Annotated in this window: 18 protein-coding genes and 1 pseudogene; 13 read left to right on the top strand and 6 right to left on the bottom strand. The window is 53.8% G+C overall.

The window, feature by feature from the left end; genetic code table 11:
• Positions 1–100: 100 nt before the first annotated feature.
• A complete protein-coding gene (rarD, locus tag ACI7MX_RS16425) occupies positions 101–985 on the bottom strand; it encodes an EamA family transporter RarD (RefSeq protein WP_405585587.1) in 885 nt (294 codons plus the stop codon).
• Between the two features lie 828 nt (positions 986–1,813).
• Entirely contained in the window at positions 1,814–3,127 is a 1,314-nt protein-coding gene (locus ACI7MX_RS16420) for an MFS transporter (protein WP_405585584.1), read from the bottom strand.
• A gap of 160 nt (positions 3,128–3,287) precedes the next feature.
• Here ACI7MX_RS16420 and ACI7MX_RS16415 point away from each other — a divergent pair, with 160 nt between their 5' ends.
• The 5 genes from ACI7MX_RS16415 (at position 3,288) to ACI7MX_RS16395 (ending at position 7,818) form a co-directional block, all read left to right on the top strand.
• Positions 3,288–4,403 (top strand): sugar diacid recognition domain-containing protein, encoded by a 1,116-nt coding sequence (locus ACI7MX_RS16415; RefSeq protein ID WP_314483178.1) that lies wholly within the window; start codon positions 3,288–3,290, stop codon positions 4,401–4,403.
• 78 nt (positions 4,404–4,481) lie between these two features.
• Entirely contained in the window at positions 4,482–5,618 is a 1,137-nt protein-coding gene (locus ACI7MX_RS16410) for a glycerate kinase (protein WP_314483176.1), read from the top strand.
• A 93-nt stretch (positions 5,619–5,711) separates the two neighbouring features.
• The gene (gene pssA / locus ACI7MX_RS16405) at positions 5,712–7,055 is read left to right on the top strand and encodes a CDP-diacylglycerol--serine O-phosphatidyltransferase (protein ID WP_405585580.1); all 1,344 of its coding nucleotides are present in this window, start codon (positions 5,712–5,714) and stop codon (positions 7,053–7,055) included.
• A gap of 202 nt (positions 7,056–7,257) precedes the next feature.
• On the top strand, positions 7,258–7,512 hold the full coding sequence (locus ACI7MX_RS16400) for a DUF465 domain-containing protein (RefSeq protein WP_314483171.1): 255 nt from the start codon (positions 7,258–7,260) through the stop codon (positions 7,510–7,512).
• 9 nt (positions 7,513–7,521) lie between these two features.
• Positions 7,522–7,818, top strand: coding sequence for a putative quinol monooxygenase (locus tag ACI7MX_RS16395; protein ID WP_405585577.1), 297 nt, complete (start codon positions 7,522–7,524; stop codon positions 7,816–7,818).
• Between the two features lie 105 nt (positions 7,819–7,923).
• On the opposite strand, the pseudogene ACI7MX_RS16390 reads toward ACI7MX_RS16395, so the two are convergent.
• Positions 7,924–8,147 (bottom strand): annotated as a pseudogene (locus tag ACI7MX_RS16390) (AMP-binding enzyme); the annotation flags it as partial.
• Between the two features lie 177 nt (positions 8,148–8,324).
• Entirely contained in the window at positions 8,325–9,182 is an 858-nt protein-coding gene (locus ACI7MX_RS16385) for an SDR family oxidoreductase (protein ID WP_405585574.1), read from the bottom strand.
• A 299-nt stretch (positions 9,183–9,481) separates the two neighbouring features.
• On the opposite strand from ACI7MX_RS16385, the gene xerC reads away from it, so the two are divergent.
• Positions 9,482–10,327 (top strand): tyrosine recombinase XerC, encoded by an 846-nt coding sequence (gene xerC / locus ACI7MX_RS16380; protein WP_405585571.1) that lies wholly within the window; start codon positions 9,482–9,484, stop codon positions 10,325–10,327.
• A gap of 66 nt (positions 10,328–10,393) precedes the next feature.
• Entirely contained in the window at positions 10,394–10,624 is a 231-nt protein-coding gene (locus ACI7MX_RS16375; protein ID WP_314483164.1) for a PLD nuclease N-terminal domain-containing protein, read from the top strand.
• 173 nt (positions 10,625–10,797) lie between these two features.
• Here the strand turns inward: ACI7MX_RS16375 and ACI7MX_RS16370 are convergent, their stop codons facing one another.
• Positions 10,798–11,247, bottom strand: a complete 450-nt coding sequence (locus tag ACI7MX_RS16370) for a GNAT family N-acetyltransferase (protein ID WP_405585568.1) — start codon at positions 11,245–11,247, stop codon at positions 10,798–10,800.
• Positions 11,248–11,590: 343 nt separating this feature from the next.
• On the opposite strand from ACI7MX_RS16370, the gene ACI7MX_RS16365 reads away from it, so the two are divergent.
• The gene (locus tag ACI7MX_RS16365; protein WP_405585565.1) at positions 11,591–13,138 is read left to right on the top strand and encodes a TerC family protein; all 1,548 of its coding nucleotides are present in this window, start codon (positions 11,591–11,593) and stop codon (positions 13,136–13,138) included.
• A gap of 56 nt (positions 13,139–13,194) precedes the next feature.
• On the opposite strand, the gene ACI7MX_RS16360 is transcribed toward ACI7MX_RS16365, so the two are convergent.
• Positions 13,195–15,615 (bottom strand): glucose/quinate/shikimate family membrane-bound PQQ-dependent dehydrogenase, encoded by a 2,421-nt coding sequence (locus ACI7MX_RS16360; RefSeq protein WP_405585562.1) that lies wholly within the window; start codon positions 15,613–15,615, stop codon positions 13,195–13,197.
• A 1,371-nt stretch (positions 15,616–16,986) separates the two neighbouring features.
• On the opposite strand from ACI7MX_RS16360, the gene ACI7MX_RS16355 reads away from it, so the two are divergent.
• The 5 genes from ACI7MX_RS16355 to ACI7MX_RS16335 all read left to right on the top strand — a co-directional run bounded on the left by ACI7MX_RS16355 (position 16,987) and on the right by ACI7MX_RS16335 (position 20,633).
• Positions 16,987–17,526 carry a hypothetical protein gene (locus ACI7MX_RS16355; protein WP_405585559.1) on the top strand — a complete coding sequence of 180 codons (540 nt, stop codon included), beginning with the start codon at positions 16,987–16,989 and terminating at the stop codon, positions 17,524–17,526.
• A gap of 68 nt (positions 17,527–17,594) precedes the next feature.
• Entirely contained in the window at positions 17,595–18,308 is a 714-nt protein-coding gene (locus ACI7MX_RS16350) for a hypothetical protein (protein ID WP_405585556.1), read from the top strand.
• 102 nt (positions 18,309–18,410) lie between these two features.
• A complete protein-coding gene (locus ACI7MX_RS16345) occupies positions 18,411–19,223 on the top strand; it encodes a hypothetical protein (protein ID WP_405585554.1) in 813 nt (270 codons plus the stop codon).
• On the top strand, positions 19,224–19,580 hold the full coding sequence (locus ACI7MX_RS16340; protein ID WP_405585551.1) for a CesT family type III secretion system chaperone: 357 nt from the start codon (positions 19,224–19,226) through the stop codon (positions 19,578–19,580).
• A gap of 429 nt (positions 19,581–20,009) precedes the next feature.
• The gene (locus tag ACI7MX_RS16335) at positions 20,010–20,633 is read left to right on the top strand and encodes a response regulator (protein WP_405585548.1); all 624 of its coding nucleotides are present in this window, start codon (positions 20,010–20,012) and stop codon (positions 20,631–20,633) included.
• Positions 20,634–20,746: the final 113 nt, after the last annotated feature.

Genomic DNA, 20,746 nt, shown 5'->3' with positions numbered 1-20,746 from the left:
CTGATCTTCGTAAGTGTCGGCTTCTGGCCGATGCCAGACTCGTCTAAACGTGAGCGGCTACACGGATGTGGCGTGCATAGCCGCTCAGCGTGACGGGATATCAAACCGACCGACGATGACGTACCAGATGCTTGAAACCTTCATACATCAACACCAGTACGGCCATCCAGATCGGTAGATAGGTCATCCATTGTCCGGCGGTGATGCTTTCCCCCAGCAACAAGGCGACAAACACCAGCAACACCGGTTCCACATAACTGAGTAGGCCAAACAGGCTGAAGGCCAGCATCCGGCTGGCCAGGATGTAGCTGATCAGTGCCAACGCACTGATGCCGCCCAGTAGCGGAATCAACACATACAGGGCAGGGCGATGGCTGGCCACGTCAAAACCCTGCTCACCGCTTTGTACAAACCAGAAAGCGACGGGAATCAACAGCAGCATGTCGAGCCACAGGCCACCGAGGTTGTCGGTCGCGGCGCGTTTGCGCAGCACGAAGTACAAGGGATAGCCGATGGCGACCACGGCCGTGGTCCATGAAACCCCGCCCACGCGATAGACCTCATTGGCGACGCCGAGCGTGGCCAAGGCGGCGGCAATTTTTTGCAGATGGGACAAATGTTCGCCGTACACCAGTCGCCCGGTCAGCAGCATGGTCAGCGGCAGCAGGAAGTAGCCCAGCGAGACATCCAGGCTATGCCCATTGAGTGGAGCCCAGAGAAACAGCCAGAGTTGCAGGCCCACCAGCGCGCTGGAGGCCAACAGAACTGCCCAGAGGCGTGGTTGCTGGCGCAGCCGCGAGATGATTTTTGGCACCAAGCGCCAATCGCCGGAAACACACATGAACAGGGTCATGCAGGGCAGGGTCAGAAGCATACGCCAGCCGAAGATTTCGGCACCGCTCAAGGGCCAGAGCAGGGATGTGAAGTAATACATGACACCGAACAGGCTCGATGCCAGAACCGATAGAACAATACCTTTGGACACAACAGCCTCGTCGCAACACGCTTTATGATTGTTAGGAAGTGTGTAGCTTGAGGCTCAGCGAGCTGTAGGGCAAATCCGTTCTAGCTTCTAGCTTCTAGCTTCTAGCTTCTAGATTGCAGCTTCTAGATTGCAGCTTCTAAAACATTCCTCCTGCCGCCACCGAAACAGTGGGAGCGACACTGGAGCCCATCACAGGAGGCTGAACGCAGGTGCTGTTATGGGGGTGGCGAGGCAGGACGCCGAGCCAGCCGCGATCGGGCCAAGGATGGCCCGTCGCGGCGTGCCCCCATAACAGTGCCTTCGTTCTGGCACCGGGCGAGCCTAGGCGAGGTCGGCCGTATGGTAGGGCGCAGACCTTTTGGGTACTTTTGGGGCGTTTGCCAAAAGTACCTCGCCGTAAGGGCGAAACCCGTAGAAAGAATTTACACATCCAATGGATATGTACTCAGTGCTCCAGTTATATAAACCGCGTACATATCCATTTGATGCTTAACGATTATCTACGGGTTCCGTCCTTACGGCGGCTCACTTTTGTCAAACAGCCACAAAAGTAAGCAAAAAGGCCTTGCCCCCGCGTACGGCCCTCGCTGCGCTCAGGTGTCCCTCACTCCGGTCCCGCTCCGTGGGCACGCCGTGACGGGCCATCCATGGCCCAACACGGCTCTCCCGGCATCCATGCCGGTCGACCCACTCCGCGAAACCTCCTTTCGGCCTCCCGAAGGGGCGGCAGATCAAGATCAAAAGCAAGATCAAAAGCCAAGATCAAGATCACAAGCAAGATCAAGATCACAAGCAAGATCTAGATCACAAACCAGATCACAAGCGCTGTTAGGCGTTATTCATCCCGCGTGTCATCCGTAATGCCAATACGCTGCCAGCGACGATTACCGCCGCAAGTACGTACAAGGCCACATCAGTCGAGCCCGTTGCGTCTTTAACCCAACCCACCAAATACGGGCTAAGGAAACCCGCCATCTGGCCCATCGAGTTGATCAACGCCAGGCCACCTGCTGCAGCCCCCGCACTGAGCATCGCGGTCGGCACCGGCCAGAACATCGGCAAACCGGTAAGGGCACCCATCGTGGCGATGGTCAGGCCAAGAATCGCAATGGCAGGCTGTGTTGCAAAGTTCACAGCAATCACCAACCCAATCGCGCCCATCAACATGGGCACCACCAAATGCCAACGGCGCTCTTTACGCAAGTCCGCCGAGCGACCCACCAGTAACATGAAGACAGCCGCCAGCAGGTAAGGAATCGCACTGATCCAGCCAATCACCAGGGTGTCGCTGAAGCCCAGGTTCTTGATGATCGAGGGCAACCAGAAGTTGATTGCGTAGACGCCACTCTGGATGCAGAAGTAAATCAGGCCGAAGGCCCAGATTGCCGGGTTCTTGAACACCGCCAGCAGTGAATCGGTCGCCGTTAAGGGTTTATTGGCAGCATCCAGATCATGGTCGGCTTGCAACACGGCACGTTCATGGGCTCCCAGCCATTTGGCATTGGCAAAGCTGTCGCTCAGCAAGAAAATCGCCAGTGCGCCCAGTATGACCGTGGGAATGCCTTGCAGCAGAAACATCCACTGCCAACCAGCGAGCCCACCCTGGCCTGCGGCGAAGTGACTGAGAATCCAGCCCGAGAAAGGCCCGCCAATCAAGCCGGAAACCGGGATAGCACACATGAATAAGGCCATGATGCGGCCACGGCGAAAGGTCGGAAACCATTGCGAGAGATACAAGACTACGCCCGGAAAAAATCCCGCTTCGGCGGCACCGGTGAAAAAACGCAGGGTGTAAAAGCCGGTCGGTGTGGTCACGAACATGAGGCAGGTCGACAACGCGCCCCAGCCGATCATCATCACAGCAATCCAGCGCCGTGGGCCAAATCGGGTCAGGGCCAGATTGCTCGGAACGCCGCAGAGCACGTAACCGATAAAGAAAATCCCGGCTCCAAGGCCGTAAACGGTCTCGCTGAATTTCAACGCATCGAGCATTTGCAGTTTGGCAAAGCCCACGTTGACCCGGTCAAGGTAGTTGAACAGGTAGCAGATGAAGATAAAGGGAATCAGGCGCAGTGTGATGCGCTTGTAGATGGCGTTTTTATCGTCATCGCTGATCAGCGAAGCGGTGGCGCTCTGTGACATTGTATGTCTCTCTTTATTATGTTTTTTCACGATCCGGGGTTAACGTTGATCGCGGCCTGAGTTTCGACCACCTTAACGCTGCTGTCTTTGTGCCTGCGCACAGGGAATTTCCACTAGCGCTGTGCCCATGAACAAATTTTTTCCAAGGATTGTCGTCCCCATGTTTGAGTTGGATCATGAATTGGCGCAGGACATCGTCAATCGCGCGATGGCCATTTTGCCTTACAACGTAAACGTCATGGACAGCCAGGGGTTGATCCTGGGCAGTGGCGAGCCTGAGCGTATCAATACCCGGCACGAGGGTGCGCAGCTGGTGCTGGCCAATGGACGAGTGGTGGAAATCGACGCGCAGACTGCGACCTGCCTGAAGGGTGTTCAGCCCGGAATCAATTTGCCGCTATTGCTGGATGATCGTCTGGTCGGCGTGCTAGGGCTGACCGGTGAACCGGAGAAGCTTCGCACTTACGCTCAACTGGTGCGCATGACCGCCGAAATGCTGGTCGGCCAGCGTTACCAGCAGGCCGAACAGCAGTGGCGCCGTCAGCGTTGCGATGACCTGGTGGCATTACTGCTCAGCGAAGGCGGCGATTCCCCGAGGCTGATCGATGAGGCTCAACAGTTGGGATTAAAACCGCAGTTATCGCGTATCCCTTATCTGTTCGAACTGGGCAAAGGTCAAAGCGCCGAAGCGTTGAGTGCGTGGTTGCAATCGCGCTACCCGGACAGCTGGTGCGTCACCCCGGCGACCGGCTCGCTGTTGTGGTGCCGGCCTGCAACGGTTGCGCTGGATGACCTGCGCCTGCTGGAACGGCTGGATGCTCAGGGCTGGAAAGTGCTGCGCATTGCAGCAGGGGGGCAGGCTGATGCACTTAAAGGCCTGCGTCGCTGCTATCGCCGGGTCGCTGACTTGCTGGCGTATGGGCGCGACGTGTTGCCCCAGACCCGCGTGCTGGCGCTAGATCGCTACCGCTTGCCTGTGATGCTATGGCGTCACCGGCATGATGATGCACTTGAAGAACTGCTGGGGCCGTTGCACAAAGTCGTGGCTAAAGACAGCAACGGTCAGTTGATTGCCACGCTTCGCAGTTGGTGCGAGCACGACGGCCAAAGCCAGTTATGCGCGGACGCACTGGGTATCCACCGCAACAGCCTGCGTTACCGCATGGAACGCATCGCTGAATTGAGTTCAGTGGACCCGCTGAGTTTGAACGGCATGCTGGCGTTGTATTTGGGTGTGCAATTGTTGCCTTGTCAGAATGAACAACAAACACTGTGATTGCTTGTGCGCCTGACTGGCGTGTTTGCAGCCCGATGATGGCAGCATGGTTGGCATAAGACCTGGAGATGCGCCCCTATGAAAATCGTGATTGCCCCCGACTCGTTCAAAGACAGCCTGAGTGCCGAAAAAGTCGCCAATGCCATCGCGGCGGGCCTGGCAGACGCGCTGCCCGATGCGCAGTTGGTGACCTGCCCGATGGCCGATGGTGGCGAAGGCACTGTGGAGGCCATCGTTGCCGCAGGCAATGGCCAGTTGCGCCGCAATCACGTTCAGGGCCCGCTGGGCGAAGCGGTCGAGGCTCATTGGGGCTGGTTGCCGGACAGCCATACAGCCATTATCGAAATGGCCGAAGCCAGCGGCTTGCAACGCGTGCCTGTGTCGCAACGCGATGCACGCATCAGCAGCACCTTCGGCACTGGCGAACTGATCCGGGCAGCGCTCGATGCGGGCGCACAACGCATTATTCTGGCCATCGGCGGCAGCGCCACCAATGATGCGGGTGCGGGCGCCTTGCAGGCGTTGGGGCTGGGTCTGTTTGACGCTGAACGGCAGCCTTTGGCGCCCGGAGGTCTGGCGCTTTCCAGGCTGGCACACATCGAGCTTTCGGGGCTTGACCCGCGCTTGGCGGACGTTCGATTTGAAATTGCCGCCGACGTTAACAACCCGCTGTGTGGCGAACACGGCGCTTCTGCCATCTTTGGCCCGCAAAAGGGCGCAACACCTGAGCACGTTCGCTTGCTGGATCGAGCGCTGGGACATTTTGCCGATCACTGCGCGGCTGTATTACCCAAGGATGTGCGTGATGAGCCCGGCTCGGGAGCCGCAGGCGGGCTTGGTTTTGCAGCCAAGGCATTTTTCGGCGCAGAGTTTCGCGCCGGGGTTGAAGTGGTGGCGGAATTGGTGGGGCTGGCAGAAGCTGTTAAGGATGCCGATCTGGTGATTACTGGTGAAGGCCGTTTCGATGCGCAGACATTACGCGGCAAAACCCCCTTTGGTGTGGCGCGCATAGCTCAGGCTCAGGGTGTGCCGGTCGTGGTGCTGGCTGGCACGTTGGGCGAGGGGTATCAAACACTCTATGCGCACGGCATCAACGCCGCATTCGCCGTGACCAGCGGGCCCATGAGCCTCGAAGACGCCTGTGCCAACGCCGCACAACTGCTCACCGATAGGGCGCGCGACATTGCGCGGCTGATGGCTATTTACGCGGTTTGATGCGCGCCGGCCGCCGCCTTTGCGGCGGCTACAGCTTCAAAGCTCAATCGTGTAAGCTTTGCGGCTCTTCGCATTCGACCCTTAGCGAGCCCTATGCCGTCGCTCTTCAAACGTTCTTTGCTGCCTAAACTTCGCAGCTTTCCTTTGTCCGCCGATGCAATCAGCATCTTGCCCAGCGCGGCCCAATTTCGTCAGTGCCTGCTCGAACATATCGCCAGTGCACGTCAGCGCATTACGCTGGTGGCCTTGTACCTGCAGCAGGACGAAGCAGGACAGGAAATCCTCGATGCCTTGCACGCTGCCAAAGCCGCACGTCCAGAACTGGAAATCGTGGTGGTGGTGGATTGGCTACGGGCCCAGCGCGGCTTGATCGGCGCCGGCAAACAACCGGGCAATGCCGCCTGGTATCAGGCCCAGACCGCCGCCCACAGCAGCGAAGTGCCTGTTTATGGCGTGCCGGTTCAAACCCGCGAGCTTTTCGGCGTTTTGCACCTCAAAGGCTTTATTGTTGACGACTGTGTGATCTACAGCGGCGCGAGCCTGAACAATGTGTATTTGCACAAGTTCGACAAATATCGCTTCGATCGCTATCATCTGCTGCGCAACAAACCCCTGGCGGATGCCATGCAGCGCTTTGTGGTTGAGGACTTGATTACCACCAAGGCGGTGCATCGTCTGGACGTGCCCCAGTTGCCGTCTACCCGCAGCCTGCGCAGTGCCATTGGTGATTTGCGCAGCAGCCTGAAAAAAGCCGTATACGACACCCGCGAAGCGACAACCGGGCATTTTGGTCTTTCGGTGAGCCCGCTGCTGGGGGTGGGCAAAAACAACCCGCTAAGCCGGGTGATTTGCGAGCTGATTGCCAGCAGCCAACAGCAACTGACCATTTGCACGCCGTACTTCAATTTGCCATTGCCCGTGACCCGTGAAATCAATCGGGCGCTGGAGCGCGGCGTGAAGATTGATATTGTGGTTGGCGACAAGACGGCCAATGATTTTTACATCCCGCCCAGCGAGCCTTTCAAGGTGATTGCGGCACTCCCGTACCTGTATGAGTTGAGTCTGCGCCGGTTTGCCAAAAAGCATCAGCACATGATCGATAGCGGTTTACTGAACCTGCATTTATGGCGTGATGGGGATAACACCTTTCACCTCAAAGGCCTGTGGGTCGATGACCGTTACACCTTGTTAACGGGCAATAACCTCAATCCGCGGGCGTTCCGTCTGGATCTTGAAAATGGCCTACTGATTGATGACCCGCGCCGCGAATGGCTGGAGCCACGACGTCAAGAGCTGGAGTCGATTTTTGCCAACACTCGGCGTATTGAGAGTTACAAGATTCTGGAAACGCTGGAGGAATACCCGGCAGGCGTCGCCAAGTTTCTACGCAGGGTGAGCCGGGTGAGAATTGAGCGGTTGCTGTACCGGATTTTGTGAGTCACCCGCCCAGTGCTAAAGAGAACATCTTGCGCACGTTGGGATGGAAGTTTGACGAGGGCCTGACGGTGAATTTTCACGCGTAGCTTTCGAGGTGATCGGTTGCGTGCTATTGCTTAGGGAGCATTTATGGCGACACGACCTGCCTTGGGCTCATCACACGAGCCCAAGGCGACCACCGAAATTTCTACGAGGTGCCGATATGCCTGTTAAACACGATTTGCTTAAAGACTTGAGTGTGACCCCTGAGTTGGCCAGCAAGCTGCGCAACGAAAACCCTCATCTGGACCGATTGTTTGCGGAGTACAAGGACAAGGATGACCAGATTGTTGCAGCTGAAAAAGACAATGCGCTGGGCATATCTGATGAGGCATTGCTCAAACTCAAAGAGCAAAGGCTTGTGATCAAAGATAAGATCGCTGGCTATTTTTCGGCATCAAGTGCCAGCAAGGTCTAGGAAGTCGATATGTCCAAAGTCATCAAGATTGTTGCCACACTGCGCGCCAAATCCGGCCATGGTGTCGAGGTTGAAAAGGCGCTTCGCGCGTGTGTGAAAGGATCACGGGCTGAGGCAGGGTGCATTGCCTACGCCCTGCATGTGGATATAGACGACCCTGACCGCTTTGTCTTTATCGAGGCGTGGACGAACAGGGAGGCCATAGAGCAGCATAAAACCACGGCGCACTATCTAACGATGGCTGGGGCGGTCAAAGACCTGCTCGCGCATCGTGAAGTGCTGTTACTGGAAGAGCTGGAGGACTGAGTTCGTTCTGCCCGCACGCCCAACGGCGGCCCGTAAAGGCCGTCGTTTTTATTGGCGGGTTGAACATGTGCAGGATGTGCATGGATGACGGACTGAACGCGTGTTCTATAAAGCCTTGGCCATATCCCGCAGCACGAACTTCTGAATCTTGCCGGTCGACGTTTTGGGCAACAACGTGAACACCACCGTGCGCGGGACTTTGACCCGGCCAGATGCTCGCGGCAAAACGCGATGATCTCGCTCTCACGCACGTGTTGGTGATCGGCCTTGAGGGTAATAAAAGCACAAGGTGTCTCGCCCCAGCGCTCATCCGGGCGAGCAACGACCCCCGGGTCATGCAGCGCATGCAAGGCCGACATTTACGGGATCTGGACGGGATGCCTATTGCGGCCAAGCTGGTTGATCCACTCGCGCCGGTCTAATCGAGCTAGGCGCCAAGGGCGGCCATCAGGTTGTGAATGAGCCCCGCTAAAGGCTGGGGGCAGGGCTCAATTAAACGGTGCGGCCTACAGAATAGGCTTGCCACCCGTCACACCAATTCTCGAACCGGAGATATAACTGGACTCATCAGAGGCCAGCATCACATAAACCGGCGCCACTTCTACTGGCTGCCCCGGACGCCCCATCGGGGTTTGGCCACCGAAGTCTTTGACTTCATCATCAGGCATGGTTGCCACGATCAAGGGTGTCCAGATAGGGCCGGGGGCCACGCTGTTGACGCGAATCCCTTTGTCCCCCAGCAGTTGAGCCAGCCCGCCGGTGAAATTGGCGATGGCCCCTTTGGTGGTGGCGTAGGGCAAAAGAGTTGGCTTGGGCATATCCGAATTAATGGAGCTGGTGTTAATGATCGAACTGCCGGGGCGCAAATGCGGCAACGCCGCTTTGCAGATTCTGAAGATGGCAGTGATGTTGATATCAAACGTTCTGACCCATTCCTCATCCGTGATCTCCTCAAGTGAGAAGTGGGTCATTTGAAAGGCCGCGTTGTTGACCAGCACATCAATGCGTCCAAATTGCGCCACGGTTTTGGCGACAATGGTTTCACACTGCTCCTTTTGAGCGAGATCACCGGGCAGTAACAGGCACTGACGGCCGGCTTCCTTGACCCAGCGAGCCGTCTCTTGAGCGTCTTCGTGTTCATCCAGGTAGGCGATCGCAACATCGGCACCTTCACGAGCATAAGCAATGGCCACGGCACGGCCGATGCCGCTGTCGCCGCCAGTGATCAATGCAATTTTGTTATTCAGTCGACCCGATCCCTTGTAGCTCTGCTCACCACAGTCCGGGTACGGTTCCATTTTGCGCTGTGAACCGGGCACAGGTTGCGCTTGCGGTGCGAACGGGGGCGTAGGGTAGTGCTTCATGGCGTGGCTCCTGATTAACTTCAGAGGTTGCCTAAGGTGTGAATGCACGCACTCGCAAAAGTTTAAAAAATTTGAAGCAGGATCGATGGGCGGCGCTCTAGATCATGCCTTCTGAAGCAGAAATCGAAATATGCAGCGGTGCATATGGGGTATATTACGACCTGTTTCAGCCCGCACCGAGATTGCTTTTGTCGACTATTGACCTCGCTACTCCATCGGCTCCCGGCCTTCAGCTCAATCAGGTTCGGCCGCCGGTATCGCTCTATCTTGAGAGGCTCGCGCCGTCTAGCCGTCAGACAATGCGCTATATCCTACAAGACGCGGCTGATCGCTTGGGAGTGGAAGACGTCTCAATCGATGAGTTCCCCTGGCAAGAGCTGCAACCGGGGCATATCACAGCCTTGGTAGCGGCATTGCGTGAAGACGGTTATGCGCCCAACACGTCATCGCTGTACGTCAATGCCATTCGTGGGGTGATGAATCAGGCATGGCAACAAAGCCTGATCACTCAGGACCACCTGCTCAAGATTCGTGCCGTCAAGGCGAGCGGGGGTTCGCGGTTGGTCAAAGGCCGCAATCTGCGCCGCACCCTGATCCGCGAGCTGATGGACGTATGCGCTGCTGACCCGCGTCCACAGGGGCTCAGAGATGCAGCGATCATGGCGATCTTGTATGGCTCCGGAATGCGCAAGTCCGAGTCGGTGAACATGGATCTGTGGCAAGTCAATGTGGTCGAACGCAGTCTGCAAGTGCTCGGCAAAGGTAACAAACAGCTGATCAAGTTCGCTCCGGCATGGGCCTTCGAAAAGCTTGAGGCGTGGCTGGCGTTTCGCCGTGAACAATTGCCACAAGGCGTCAGTGACGATGTATTCCTGTTCAACAGGATTAGGCGTGGCAATCACATCACCCGTGAGCGACTGACCAAGCACGCGATTTACTACATTGCCAAGCAGCGAGGCAGGCAAATCGGGGTCGAGATCATGCCCCATGACTTCCGTCGTTCGTTTATCACCCGCGTTATCGAGGAATACGACGTATCGATTGCACAAAAACTCGCTCACCATGCCAACATCGCAACAACAGTCGCCTATGACATGCGCGATGACAATGAGCGTCGAAATGTGACAGATCGGTTCCAGTTATAACTAAATAAAATATGGAACCCTTGCGATATCACCTAGCCTAAAGACAAACAACACGGGAGGTGATGTATGCAAACCGAATATATCTGGGTCGCGTCGGCCATCATTTTGCTGCTAGTCGAGTTTTGGGCAATTAGCTGTGTTCTTCGAAGCGGAGGCCACGCCACTAGCCGTCTAATGTGGCTCGCGATCATTATCTTCGTCCCGCTGTTCGGGATGCTGGCTTGGCTGATTGCCGGGCCTCGAGTCCATAACAGCCGGGCGTTACATCACAGAGCGCATCGCTCAAGAAGTCAGTGATGAGCAAGTCAACAGAAAATCCTGACACACAGGACAGGCCACCGGGTGAGGTTGAACGGGACAATGACGCTCTTCGCTCACCTGAAGTGGCTGACAATAAAAAAACCAGAGCGGGCGAGACAACGGCTCAGTCGACCGCTCGCCAACAACAGTCAAAGCCCGATAAGTAGTGGCTAAAGCTGTTTGATCATGATGATGGTGCGCTCACCGGCAAAATATTCATCGCGTTCTACGCAATACCCCATTGCGCGGTAAAAGCCCTCAGCGGTGATCGAGGAGGGCACTTTCAACTCGCTGTAGCCTTTTTGTGCGGCCACGGTTTCTAGCGTTGACATCAGTCTTTTACCGATGCCCGAACCTTGCAGACCCGGCTCGACAAATACGCTGCGAACCACCTGCCGATCCAGACTTGCAGTGCCGACAACGCGGCCCTTGAGCGTGGCCACGTAGACCTCTCGTTGGCTTAAAAACCCAAGGATATGCACTGGGGTGAAGTTTTGCTGAACCTGTGCGATGACGTCTGGCAGGTAATCTTGCGCATTAGAGACCTGCAGCGCTGCAGTAATAAGTGCACTTATGGGCTCAGCGTCTTCAACCTGGGCGATTCGTAACTGGATTTCCATAGTATTTGCCATCTGGGTAATAGCGTTGACCGCTCATTGGTAGGACACCCTATTAAAAGCTGATGATGCAGCGTCCGGTCAAATTTTGTAATAAGTCTGCCACGCTCTCTAAACCTAAAGCGCTGTAGGATTGCCTCCCCAAATTCCCTAAAGGTTTATATGAACACGCTCCTGGAGCCTCCCAGTCGCTATTCTTTGCCAGCATCCCGCCTGTGCGCAGCCACTGTTTATCCATCCGCATCACACACCCCAGCTTTTTTGAAGCTCGACAATTTGTCTGCAGCTTTGTGCGTCCGTGCGCGTTACGCGCACTCCCTGACTTTGCGAGTGTGTTAATAATTTTATGGAATGGATTGCAGACCCCACGGCCTGGCTAGGCCTGTTGACGTTGATCGTGCTGGAATTGGTACTCGGTATCGACAACCTGGTGTTTATTGCCATTTTGGCGGACAAACTGCCACCTGAGCAGCGCGACCGCGCTCGCGTCATCGGCTTGACGCTGGCGCTGCTGATGCGACTGGGCCTGCTGGCCAGCATCTCGTGGATGGTGACACTCACCGAGCCTTTGTTTGAAGTGTTTGAGAAGTCGTTCTCGGGGCGTGACCTGATCATGCTGTTTGGTGGCCTGTTCCTGTTGTTCAAGGCCACGATGGAATTGCACGAACGGCTCGAAGGTCATGTCGCCGAAAAGGTCTCGAACCCCGTGTATGCGATGTTCTGGCCAATTGTGGCGCAGATCGTAGTGCTCGATGCCGTGTTCTCGCTGGACGCGGTGATTACGGCTGTGGGCATGGTTGAACACTTGGCGGTCATGATGATCGCAGTGGTGATCTCCATTGGCTTGATGATCATTGCCAGCAAGCCGCTGACCAAATTCGTCAACAGTCATCCCACTGTGATCATGCTCTGCCTGGGCTTTTTGATGATGATCGGCTTCAGCCTGACGGCCGAAGGCTTGGGCTTCCATATCCCGAAAGGCTATTTGTACGCTGCGATTGGTTTCTCGATTCTGATCGAAGTGTTCAACCAGATTGCCCGTTCACGACGCAAAAAGAGCGTGCAAGGGCTTCGTCCCATGCGTGAACGTACCGCTCATGCGGTGCTGCGCATGATGGGCGGTCGCACCCTGGATGTGGACGAGGTAGGAGAAGAAATCGCCGACATGCTCGAAGGCGGGGAGAGCGAAGAGGTCTTCCATCGTCGTGAGCGTGTGATGATCAGCGGTGTTCTGCAACTCGCGGAACGCCCCATACGTTCGATTATGACTCCGAGGTCCGACATTGATCACATAGATTTGTCTGACTCGCCTGAGACAATTCGCACAACATTAATGCACTCGTCTTACTCAAGATTACCGTTGATCAGGGCAGGGCGCATCGATGAACCTTTGGGCTTTGTTCACAAAAAGGAACTGTTGAAGGAGCTGCTGGCAGGTCACGAACCCGACCTGGAAGCGATGGCACGCACGGCTATCAATTTGCTCGACAGCTTCTCGATCCTTAATGCATTGGAACAAATGCGCAAAGAGTCGACCCACATTGCCTTTGTGGTCAACGAATTCGGCGATTTCACCGGTCTTGTCAGCATGACTGACATTCTTGAGTCGATTGCAGGCGAACTGCCAGATGCCAGCGAAATTGAAGGTCCGAACATCGTGCCGCAGGAGGGTGGATTTCTGGTCAGTGGTGCCTTGAACCTGAGCCAAATAGGCCTGCACACCGGTTTCCCGGCCAAGGCCACGGACGACTACCAAACACTGGGCGGGATGGTCATGAGCTTGCTGGACCGTCTGCCCATGATTGGCGACACGCTGTCGTGGGAAGGCTGGACATTGAAGGTAGTAGAAGTGGAAGAGCGCCGAGTGACGCGGGTGTTGTTGACTCAAACGTAACAACCATCCAAAAAAAAGACCCGCTCTATCAGCGGGTCTTTTTTATTGCTTCAAATTTACTCTTTATCAGGCAGTGCGTAAGCGATCACGTAATCACCACGGTCAGCCGACTGGCGAGCGCCACCCGCGGTGATGACAATGTATTGCTTGCCGGTTTTAGGCGACACAAACGTCATCGGGCCACCTTGGCTACCAACGGGCAGGCGTGCTTTCCATGCCTCTTGACCATTGGCCGAGTTAAACGCACGCAGGTAGTAATCCTGCGTGCCGGCGATAAAGATCAAACCGCCTTGAGTTGACAGCGTACCGCCGAGGGTTGGCATGCCAATTGGCAATTGCAGGCCCATTTTGATCCCCAGAGGACCGGTGTCCTGAACGGTGCCAACCGGTACTTGCCACGCAACTTTCTGGGTCTTCATGTCGATAGCCGTCAGTGTGCCAAAGGGCGGTGCCTGGCAAGGAATGCCGGCAATCGACAGAAAGCGGTTCTTGTTCACAGCATACGGTGTGCCTTTAAGCGGTACGGCACCCATGCCCGTGTTCAAGGCCTCACCACCGGAATTGGCGATGGCATTTTTTTGCTGTGGCACCATCTGCACCCACAGACCCAGACGCATATCGTTGACGAAGATAAACCCGTGTACCGGATCGGTCGATAGGCTGCCCCAGTTCATCCCGCCCAGCGAACCCGGGAAGCTCAGGGACACATCAGTACCCGGCGCGGTATACAAACCGTCATAACGCATTTTTTTGAACGAAATACGGCACAGCATCTGATCGAACGGTGTTGCGCCCCACATATCCGATTCAGTCAGCGTTTGAGCGCCAATCTGCGGCATGCCGACCGATTTCGGCTGTGTCGGCGAGTAAGGTTCGTTCGGGATGTTGGAGGCTTTGACAGGCACTTCTTCTACCTGTGTCAGCGGCTGTCCGGTGTGGCGATCCAGTACAAAAATCTGACCGGCCTTGGTGCCGATGACCAGCGCTGGAACCTTGCTGCCGTCAGGTTTGGCAAAGTCGATCAGGCTAGGCTGCATGGGCAGGTCAAAGTCCCACAAGTCATTGTGGACAGTCTGATACACCCACTTTTCATCACCCGTGGTGGCGTTGAGTGCTAACACCGAAGCACCGTACTTGTGGTTCAGATCAGTACGTTCCACCCCGTAAATATCGGTAGACGAGCTGCCCATAGGCAGGAAAACCGTGTTCATCAGTGGGTCATAAGACATCGGAGCCCAGCTGTTCGGCGTGCTGCGAACGTAGGTCTGCCCCTCAGCTGGCGCTTGTTTGTCTTGCGGATTGCCGGGGTCAAATGCCCAGCGCATCGCGCCAGTGATCACATCAAACCCGCGAATAACACCACCCGGCATATCGGTCTGAACGTTATCGGCCACACGACCGCCAACCACGACCGTGGTGCCCGCCATCAGCGGAGCAGACGACAGTTGGTAGAAGGAGTCCGGGACATTGCCCAAGCCAGCTTTGAGGTCTACTTGGCCATGGTTGCCGAAATCTTCACAGAACTTGCCGGTATCAGCATCGACCGCGATCAGACGTGCATCGATGGTGTTGGTCAAAAGACGACGCTGACAAGCTGCACCTGGCTCAACCGAGACCGCTGCGGCCGGCGTGCTGCCATCGGTTGGCTGGGCAATTGGCGCAGTCGCATCAAAGTAAGCCAGGCCACGGCAACGCTGCCATACCGCTGACATGGCATTGATGTTGTTCTTCCACAGTTCTTTACCGGAGTCAGCATCCAGCGCGATCAGGTTGTTGTGTGGGGTGCAGATAAACACCTTGTCGCCCACTTGCAGTGGCGTCATCTGATCTTCAGCGCCATTGCCATCGCTGATTGCGACGTCGCCGGTGTGATAAGTCCAGGCTGGAACCAGTTTGGAAACGTTGTCACGGTTAATCTGATCCAGTGCAGCGAAGCGACTGCCACCTTCATCATTACCGTAATGCTCCCAGTTTTTCTGGGCTTTAGCCGGGTCAACCTTGGTAATACCCGGGCCGTCACCGGTCGGTGATACCGACGCGTGAGGCTGGAACATGCCCCAGAAACCCGCAACGATGGCCGCGAACAGTACAACACTTAGAGCGTAGCCACCGTTACCGTTCATACCATTGGCTTTGCGCAATGTCGGGTAGACCAGTGCGACGACAAGGCTCAACACAGCCAACGCGAACAGCCGCGAGACCAGCGGCCAGAAGACCAGGCCTGCATCCAGCACGGCCCAAACAATGGAGGCGATCATCACAGCAGCAAAGAGCCATGCGCCCAGCAAACGCTGTTTGAACAGCAGGACGGACGAAACAATCATCCCAATACCGGCGAGCAGGAAATACACGCTACCGCCCAGCGTGGCGAGATAACCACCACCGGCGACAAAGAGTAATCCGAAGACCAGCACACCGAAGGCGGCGATCCAAACGGGCCAGCGACTTACAGAGGCCGAAGGTTGTGACTTATTCATGTTTCGGGACCCTACTGATGCAAAAAAACGGGGAGGGAGGAGGGCAGAAGCCCTTCAGCTATAGCGCACTGCAGCATCTGGAGGTCATAGGCAACGCCCGTAGCCTAAGGCTCAAAGCGAGAAACCGGCAGGCACATCAAGCTATGTACTAAACAGTTAGTTTTACGACTCTATCAAAAACGCAGCCCTGCGACAAATTGTCAGTGTTTGGCTCAGTGTGAAAGACCCTCGTCGAAAACGTAAAAATAGGAGGAGGGCCGTGGGGGGGCAGGGATTAGAAGCTTCAAGGCTTCAAGCTGGAGATCTGTTTCGGCGAGAAGCTGACCTCAAGCGATTTACAAAAATGGTACGTCAAATATAACTAAGTCAAACAACCACTCGCCCTGGTTATTCTTTTTTGGAATAAAAGACAAACGATACAGGCTGTAGGACAGGAAAGAATTGTCTGAATAAAGTAGGACATTTCTACCACTAATAGCGTTTCTTCCTGCATAAACAACAGAAAAGCACTTCAGTAACTAAGGAATTGGTTCGGCTGATTTTACACGCAACCCAGTAAATACTAGCGCTTACCGCTGCTTAAGTTCTGTGGGGTAAGCGTCAGTGTTTTGACAGGTACTCACCGTAAGCAGCTAACGTAAATGTTGGACTACGAGATTTGATCTATGAAATCAGTCGTAAAGTGTTTAATTGCATGTGCACTCACAGCGGCATTATCACAGACGGCCAGTGCCTGCGTTAGCATGGGTGCCAGTCACACATGCAACAAAGATTGCAATGAATACCCGGGTATCTGGTATCAAATCTGTATTTATGGAGCCACACATCAACTGTAGGTTTTGATCGTGCTGTGATTGCCAACACATTAAAGGGACTCAATGCAGCACACAGTAGTCGGCTGACATCTACAGGATGAGATGATTGGCCACCGAGCTGTTCAGTCGTCCATCACCCAGGCATTGGCCGCCAATGGCCGGGGTGTTGGCGTGGTCACGGACTTAGCCCGTTATGGCGCGCGCAATGCTCATTCAAGCCTGGCCGCGCACGCCGCACATAAAGTTATGCGTGAGCCTGCGAGCAGCCTGGGATCAGCATTACAGCATGCTAACCCCGAAACGCCTGGCAGAGCGGCTCAAAAACTTTTCGCGCAAGACGTGTTAATGGACTCCCTTGAGAGCGCGTGTAATGAGCTGACTTCATCGCGTGTAGGTGGCACTCAATACTCAAAAATTTTGGGTTCAAAGTAGGACTGCACAATGAGCGAATTGTGCAAGCAATTGAAAGCCGCTAATCCGTAAAATAATGATGAGGTCTTTCGCTTAAAGGGGAGACTTATCAGAATTCTGTTATATTGAACTGGAGTTTGCGGTAATGAAGCTTGGTAATATCTTTCATTCAAATAAGATTATTGAATCAGACAACTTTATTGATATGGCTTGCAAGAAATCAGGGCATAAATCCATATCTAATAAAACAGCTGAACATTTGGTGCGCGCTATAAATGCTGATTATAAAATATCCAGAGGCCTTGCCTCGCTAATAGTGCTGGACAAGAATCAAAACGATAAGAGTCTAGACCAGTTATCGAAGGAAAATAAGCACGTGGCCGATAAGGTGGTTCATAAGGTGTCGCGTTTGTTGGGGGATCTGAAAAGTGTCAATCAATCATGTCCAGGTAAGGTTTTGAGAGGGATGATGGGTAGGTGCGAGCTAATGCTTCGCGAGAGCGCAAGTGATAAGCCGACAAAAGTGAGGCTTTCTAACACGGTTCAAGTTAAAGATATCTCGGAAATTGATGGAAAACTCAAGGTTCGTGAGCTGGTAGGAGACGGAGATAAGTCCCCCCTGAAAAGCGCGCTTAAAATTCATCAGCCAATAAACAACAGCGAGACTGAAACTACACGCCTCTAAAGTGGGGCTGAGTAATATTTATAAATAACAGTGCGCGCTGGGTTGCAGCGTAACAAGAGGTTATAGGCATGGGTATGTTGAGTTTTTTTACACGCCGTCATGTGAGTGTCGTTGATGCTTTCAATAAGGCGGCTAATGCGGCAGTTGCGAAAGGCAAGTTCTCCGCTTCGGAGCTGAGTAAGTTGGTGTCAACCGTTAAGAATTCTTCAGCCAGCATTGGCTATGGAGAATTTAAATTAATCCATAATAAAGGACAAGAGTTACAAGCTCTCTTGTCGGCCCAAATGTCAAGCCAGCAAGCGGCAAAGTCAAACACCAAAGATGCTAAGCTTGAATGTTTAAATAAAGTGCTTGAAACAGTCGAGATGAAACTCTCGCAAGAAGCAATTGAGTTTAGAAAAAACGAGTGGCGCGGTTGGGTGCGCAATTCGCTGGAAGTGGTTAAGAACGATATTTCTATACTGAAAGAGAAGATTGGCGAAGCAAAAAAAACACTCTCTGGCGAATTTAACGAAGTGAGCAGGTATAAAGAGGCTCAACATTTATATGCGCACAAAGAAAGTTTTCCTGAATTGAATTTTGATAAATACGGCAAGCCTTTTTTTGGCGATGTCAAGTCAGATGGCACAATGAACACATACAGCCCAGTCCTGTTAGTTGGCCCAAAGGACAGCACTAAGCTTAGCGATAGTTTGCACCTGCGGTTGGTGAACTATATGGCGACTTACCATGAGATGGCGTCGGAGGCAGTAGCAGAAGTCAATTTAAAGCAGGCGTCTTGATCGTTAAAGACACGGGCGCTCAGTAATAGCGCCTAGCCAATGGACGTAATGCGAAGTCTTACGTCGCCCCTTTATCTTGTAATGTTAAGAAAGAGAAATGTCATGATGATCGGTCATCCAAATCCCGCGGCGCTGAGTCAGGTTTTTTCACAGTGGTATACCGGCGATTCTTCTAATTCCAGCATGTCGCATGCAGCGCCTGCCCCCACGCCTTCTGATGCAAAGCGACTCGCTGACCATCAAGAGCCCACTAAGGGTGTAGGGTATCTTGCAAGTTTCAAGGTTTACTTGGAGCAGGCTGTGTCGGGTGTGATGGACATGATTAACAGTTTGTTAGGGCGCACTGTTGAGCCTGTCCCTGATAAAACACAACCCATGGACTTACAGCAACAGAGGCTGGTGTACGCGGAACTTGCTTACACCATAATTCCAAAACTCTTAAAAGAGGCTGAAACAAATCCTTGGGTGGGGGATAGAGCGCTGAATGATATTCGTGGAGAGTTGTTCGATGGTAATGGTCCTCTGCGTAGAATGGTGACACAGCTTCAGGGTTTGGTAGGCGCTGATTATACGCCGGAAATAACGAGTGAATTACAAAATATACTTGACACGCCTATTGCGGGTATTGGATTTTCCCAGTGGGCCACGCCGCAGGGTCCGGCTAATGAATTATTAGAGCAGCTTAATGTTGTCAATAATTTGGATGCGAGCTTGTCGAAGGAAGAACTCGATAAGCAGCTCGATGCGAGAGAGACGCTACAACAGAAAATTGAAATGGCGGGGCAAGAAATTGACTCTATGGCGGGTCCCATCGCTGCCATCCTGGAGAGATGCAGAACTTATAAGGAGACGGGCATAGACAGTGCTGTCACCTTGAAAGTTAATGATTCAGTGGGCTTGCAGTCGGAGGCATAAGTGCAATACGAAACATTGATGATCGAGTTGAATGTGGCTTTATCGTTGCCCAAACCTGAATACATTCAATCTGTGTCCAGTTTTAGAATAGGCGAGGATGTGTTTCATGTGACCGAACATCCAGCAGATTATGTGTTGATGTTCGCGACGGTGGAGCCTTCGGAAGATGCCCCAGTTATTGAACAAAATATTTTTAGTCAAGATCCGTGCCGGCCGGTACTTGGGAAGGAGCCGCAGAGTAACAGCTACATCTTGTGGAACCGACAGCCGATTGCGCAATTGGGTCGAGCGCAGATTCATTATCAATTGGAACAGTTGGCCTATGCGGCCAATCAATTGGCTGGCAAGAAGGTGTAAAGGCCGTTAGCGATAAATAAGCAACAGCGCATAAGGTCGAGCAAATCCATTCAACCTGCCTAACATTGAGTGTGAGTGGTTCAGCAGGTTTCGATTATCTCGTGATACCGATGGCGAGCGCTCGGCCAGGCGTGCATCGCGAACTCTAAAAAATTATAAATACCCCGTTCAGGGGGTACGCATGAGCAGGGAAGGCTTAGGCGTACCCCCTGCGGGGCCCTTGATTAAGGGGGGTTAAGGATCCTTAAGGGTAGAGTAAGAGTGAATTCCGATTGGGTAATGACTCGGCCTTACTGTGCCCGTAAGGTCGCTTTAGTCACGGCGCGGCTACCTCATTAAGGTGCATGCAATGCCTGTGACGATGACGTGTTGGCAGGTACGGTAAAGATCTGCTGATTAAATGTTGTCCGCTCAAGGAGGGATCGAGCAGTGAAGGTTTTAGTGGTTGATGATCATGCGGTCGTGCGCTTGGCAGTAAGCATGATACTCAGTAATGAAGGGCACGAAATAATCGGTGAGTTTGACAATGGGGTCGATGCTATTAGTGCCATAACCAAGTTAAATCCTGACGTGGTGGTATTGGATTTAGACATTCCATTATTGGACGGCATGTCTGTTGTTGAACGATTGAAAAGTCTGAATAATCGAACTGCAATTATCATCTATACGGGTTTGAAAAGTTATACGTATGCCTCTCGTTGCTTGAGGGCAGGTGTCTCGGCCTTTGTTTCAAAGGAGGAAGATACGCAAGAACTGGTTGAGGCGATGCGGGCAATCGTTAAACAAAAACGTTACTTTCCCGCAGAGGTGATGACGTATGGTAGCGCGGATCAGCGCGAAGATGATGAGCGCCATTTATTAGCGCGCATCAGTCGGCGCGAACTGAGAGTGTTGCACGGTTTGTCGCTGGGCATGAGCAATAAAGAGATTGCCGTGGACATGCTGTTGAGCAACAAAACCGTGAGTACTTATAAGGCACGTATCATGCAGAAGTTAGAAGTGTCCAATATTATGGAGTTAATTGACTTTGCACGGCGTAATAAGGTCAATTAATAATGAATAATAATGCACGCATCCTACCGCTGGGCGTCATGGCCTTGCTGGCGTTCTTATCGGTGAAGCCTGCCTATGCTCAAACATTGGCGCTATCTGATAAGGCTGGGGAA

The sequence above is a fragment of the Pseudomonas sp. 2024-210 genome (assembly GCF_045062345.1).
GTDB lineage: Bacteria > Pseudomonadota > Gammaproteobacteria > Pseudomonadales > Pseudomonadaceae > Aquipseudomonas.
This window is presented reverse-complemented; position numbering and strand designations above follow the sequence as displayed.

Bases quoted from the DNA above. Each gene is read 5' to 3' on its own strand.
- ACI7MX_RS16420 (WP_405585584.1), bottom strand. From the start codon at position 3,127: ATGTCACAGAGCGCCACCGCTTCGCTGATCAGCGATGACGATAAAAAC.
- ACI7MX_RS16400 (WP_314483171.1), top strand. From the start codon at position 7,258: ATGCCTGTTAAACACGATTTGCTTAAAGACTTGAGTGTGACCCCTGAG.
- ACI7MX_RS16375 (WP_314483164.1), top strand. From the start codon at position 10,394: ATGCAAACCGAATATATCTGGGTCGCGTCGGCCATCATTTTGCTGCTA.
- ACI7MX_RS16385 (WP_405585574.1), bottom strand. From the start codon at position 9,182: ATGAAGCACTACCCTACGCCCCCGTTCGCACCGCAAGCGCAACCTGTG.
- pssA (WP_405585580.1), top strand. From the start codon at position 5,712: ATGCCGTCGCTCTTCAAACGTTCTTTGCTGCCTAAACTTCGCAGCTTT.
- ACI7MX_RS16370 (WP_405585568.1), bottom strand. From the start codon at position 11,247: ATGGAAATCCAGTTACGAATCGCCCAGGTTGAAGACGCTGAGCCCATA.
- ACI7MX_RS16360 (WP_405585562.1), bottom strand. From the start codon at position 15,615: ATGAATAAGTCACAACCTTCGGCCTCTGTAAGTCGCTGGCCCGTTTGG.
- ACI7MX_RS16410 (WP_314483176.1), top strand. From the start codon at position 4,482: ATGAAAATCGTGATTGCCCCCGACTCGTTCAAAGACAGCCTGAGTGCC.
- ACI7MX_RS16395 (WP_405585577.1), top strand. From the start codon at position 7,522: ATGTCCAAAGTCATCAAGATTGTTGCCACACTGCGCGCCAAATCCGGC.
- ACI7MX_RS16345 (WP_405585554.1), top strand. From the start codon at position 18,411: ATGATGATCGGTCATCCAAATCCCGCGGCGCTGAGTCAGGTTTTTTCA.
- ACI7MX_RS16350 (WP_405585556.1), top strand. From the start codon at position 17,595: ATGGGTATGTTGAGTTTTTTTACACGCCGTCATGTGAGTGTCGTTGAT.
- ACI7MX_RS16415 (WP_314483178.1), top strand. From the start codon at position 3,288: ATGTTTGAGTTGGATCATGAATTGGCGCAGGACATCGTCAATCGCGCG.
- ACI7MX_RS16365 (WP_405585565.1), top strand. From the start codon at position 11,591: ATGGAATGGATTGCAGACCCCACGGCCTGGCTAGGCCTGTTGACGTTG.
- xerC (WP_405585571.1), top strand. From the start codon at position 9,482: ATGCGCTATATCCTACAAGACGCGGCTGATCGCTTGGGAGTGGAAGAC.
- ACI7MX_RS16355 (WP_405585559.1), top strand. From the start codon at position 16,987: ATGAAGCTTGGTAATATCTTTCATTCAAATAAGATTATTGAATCAGAC.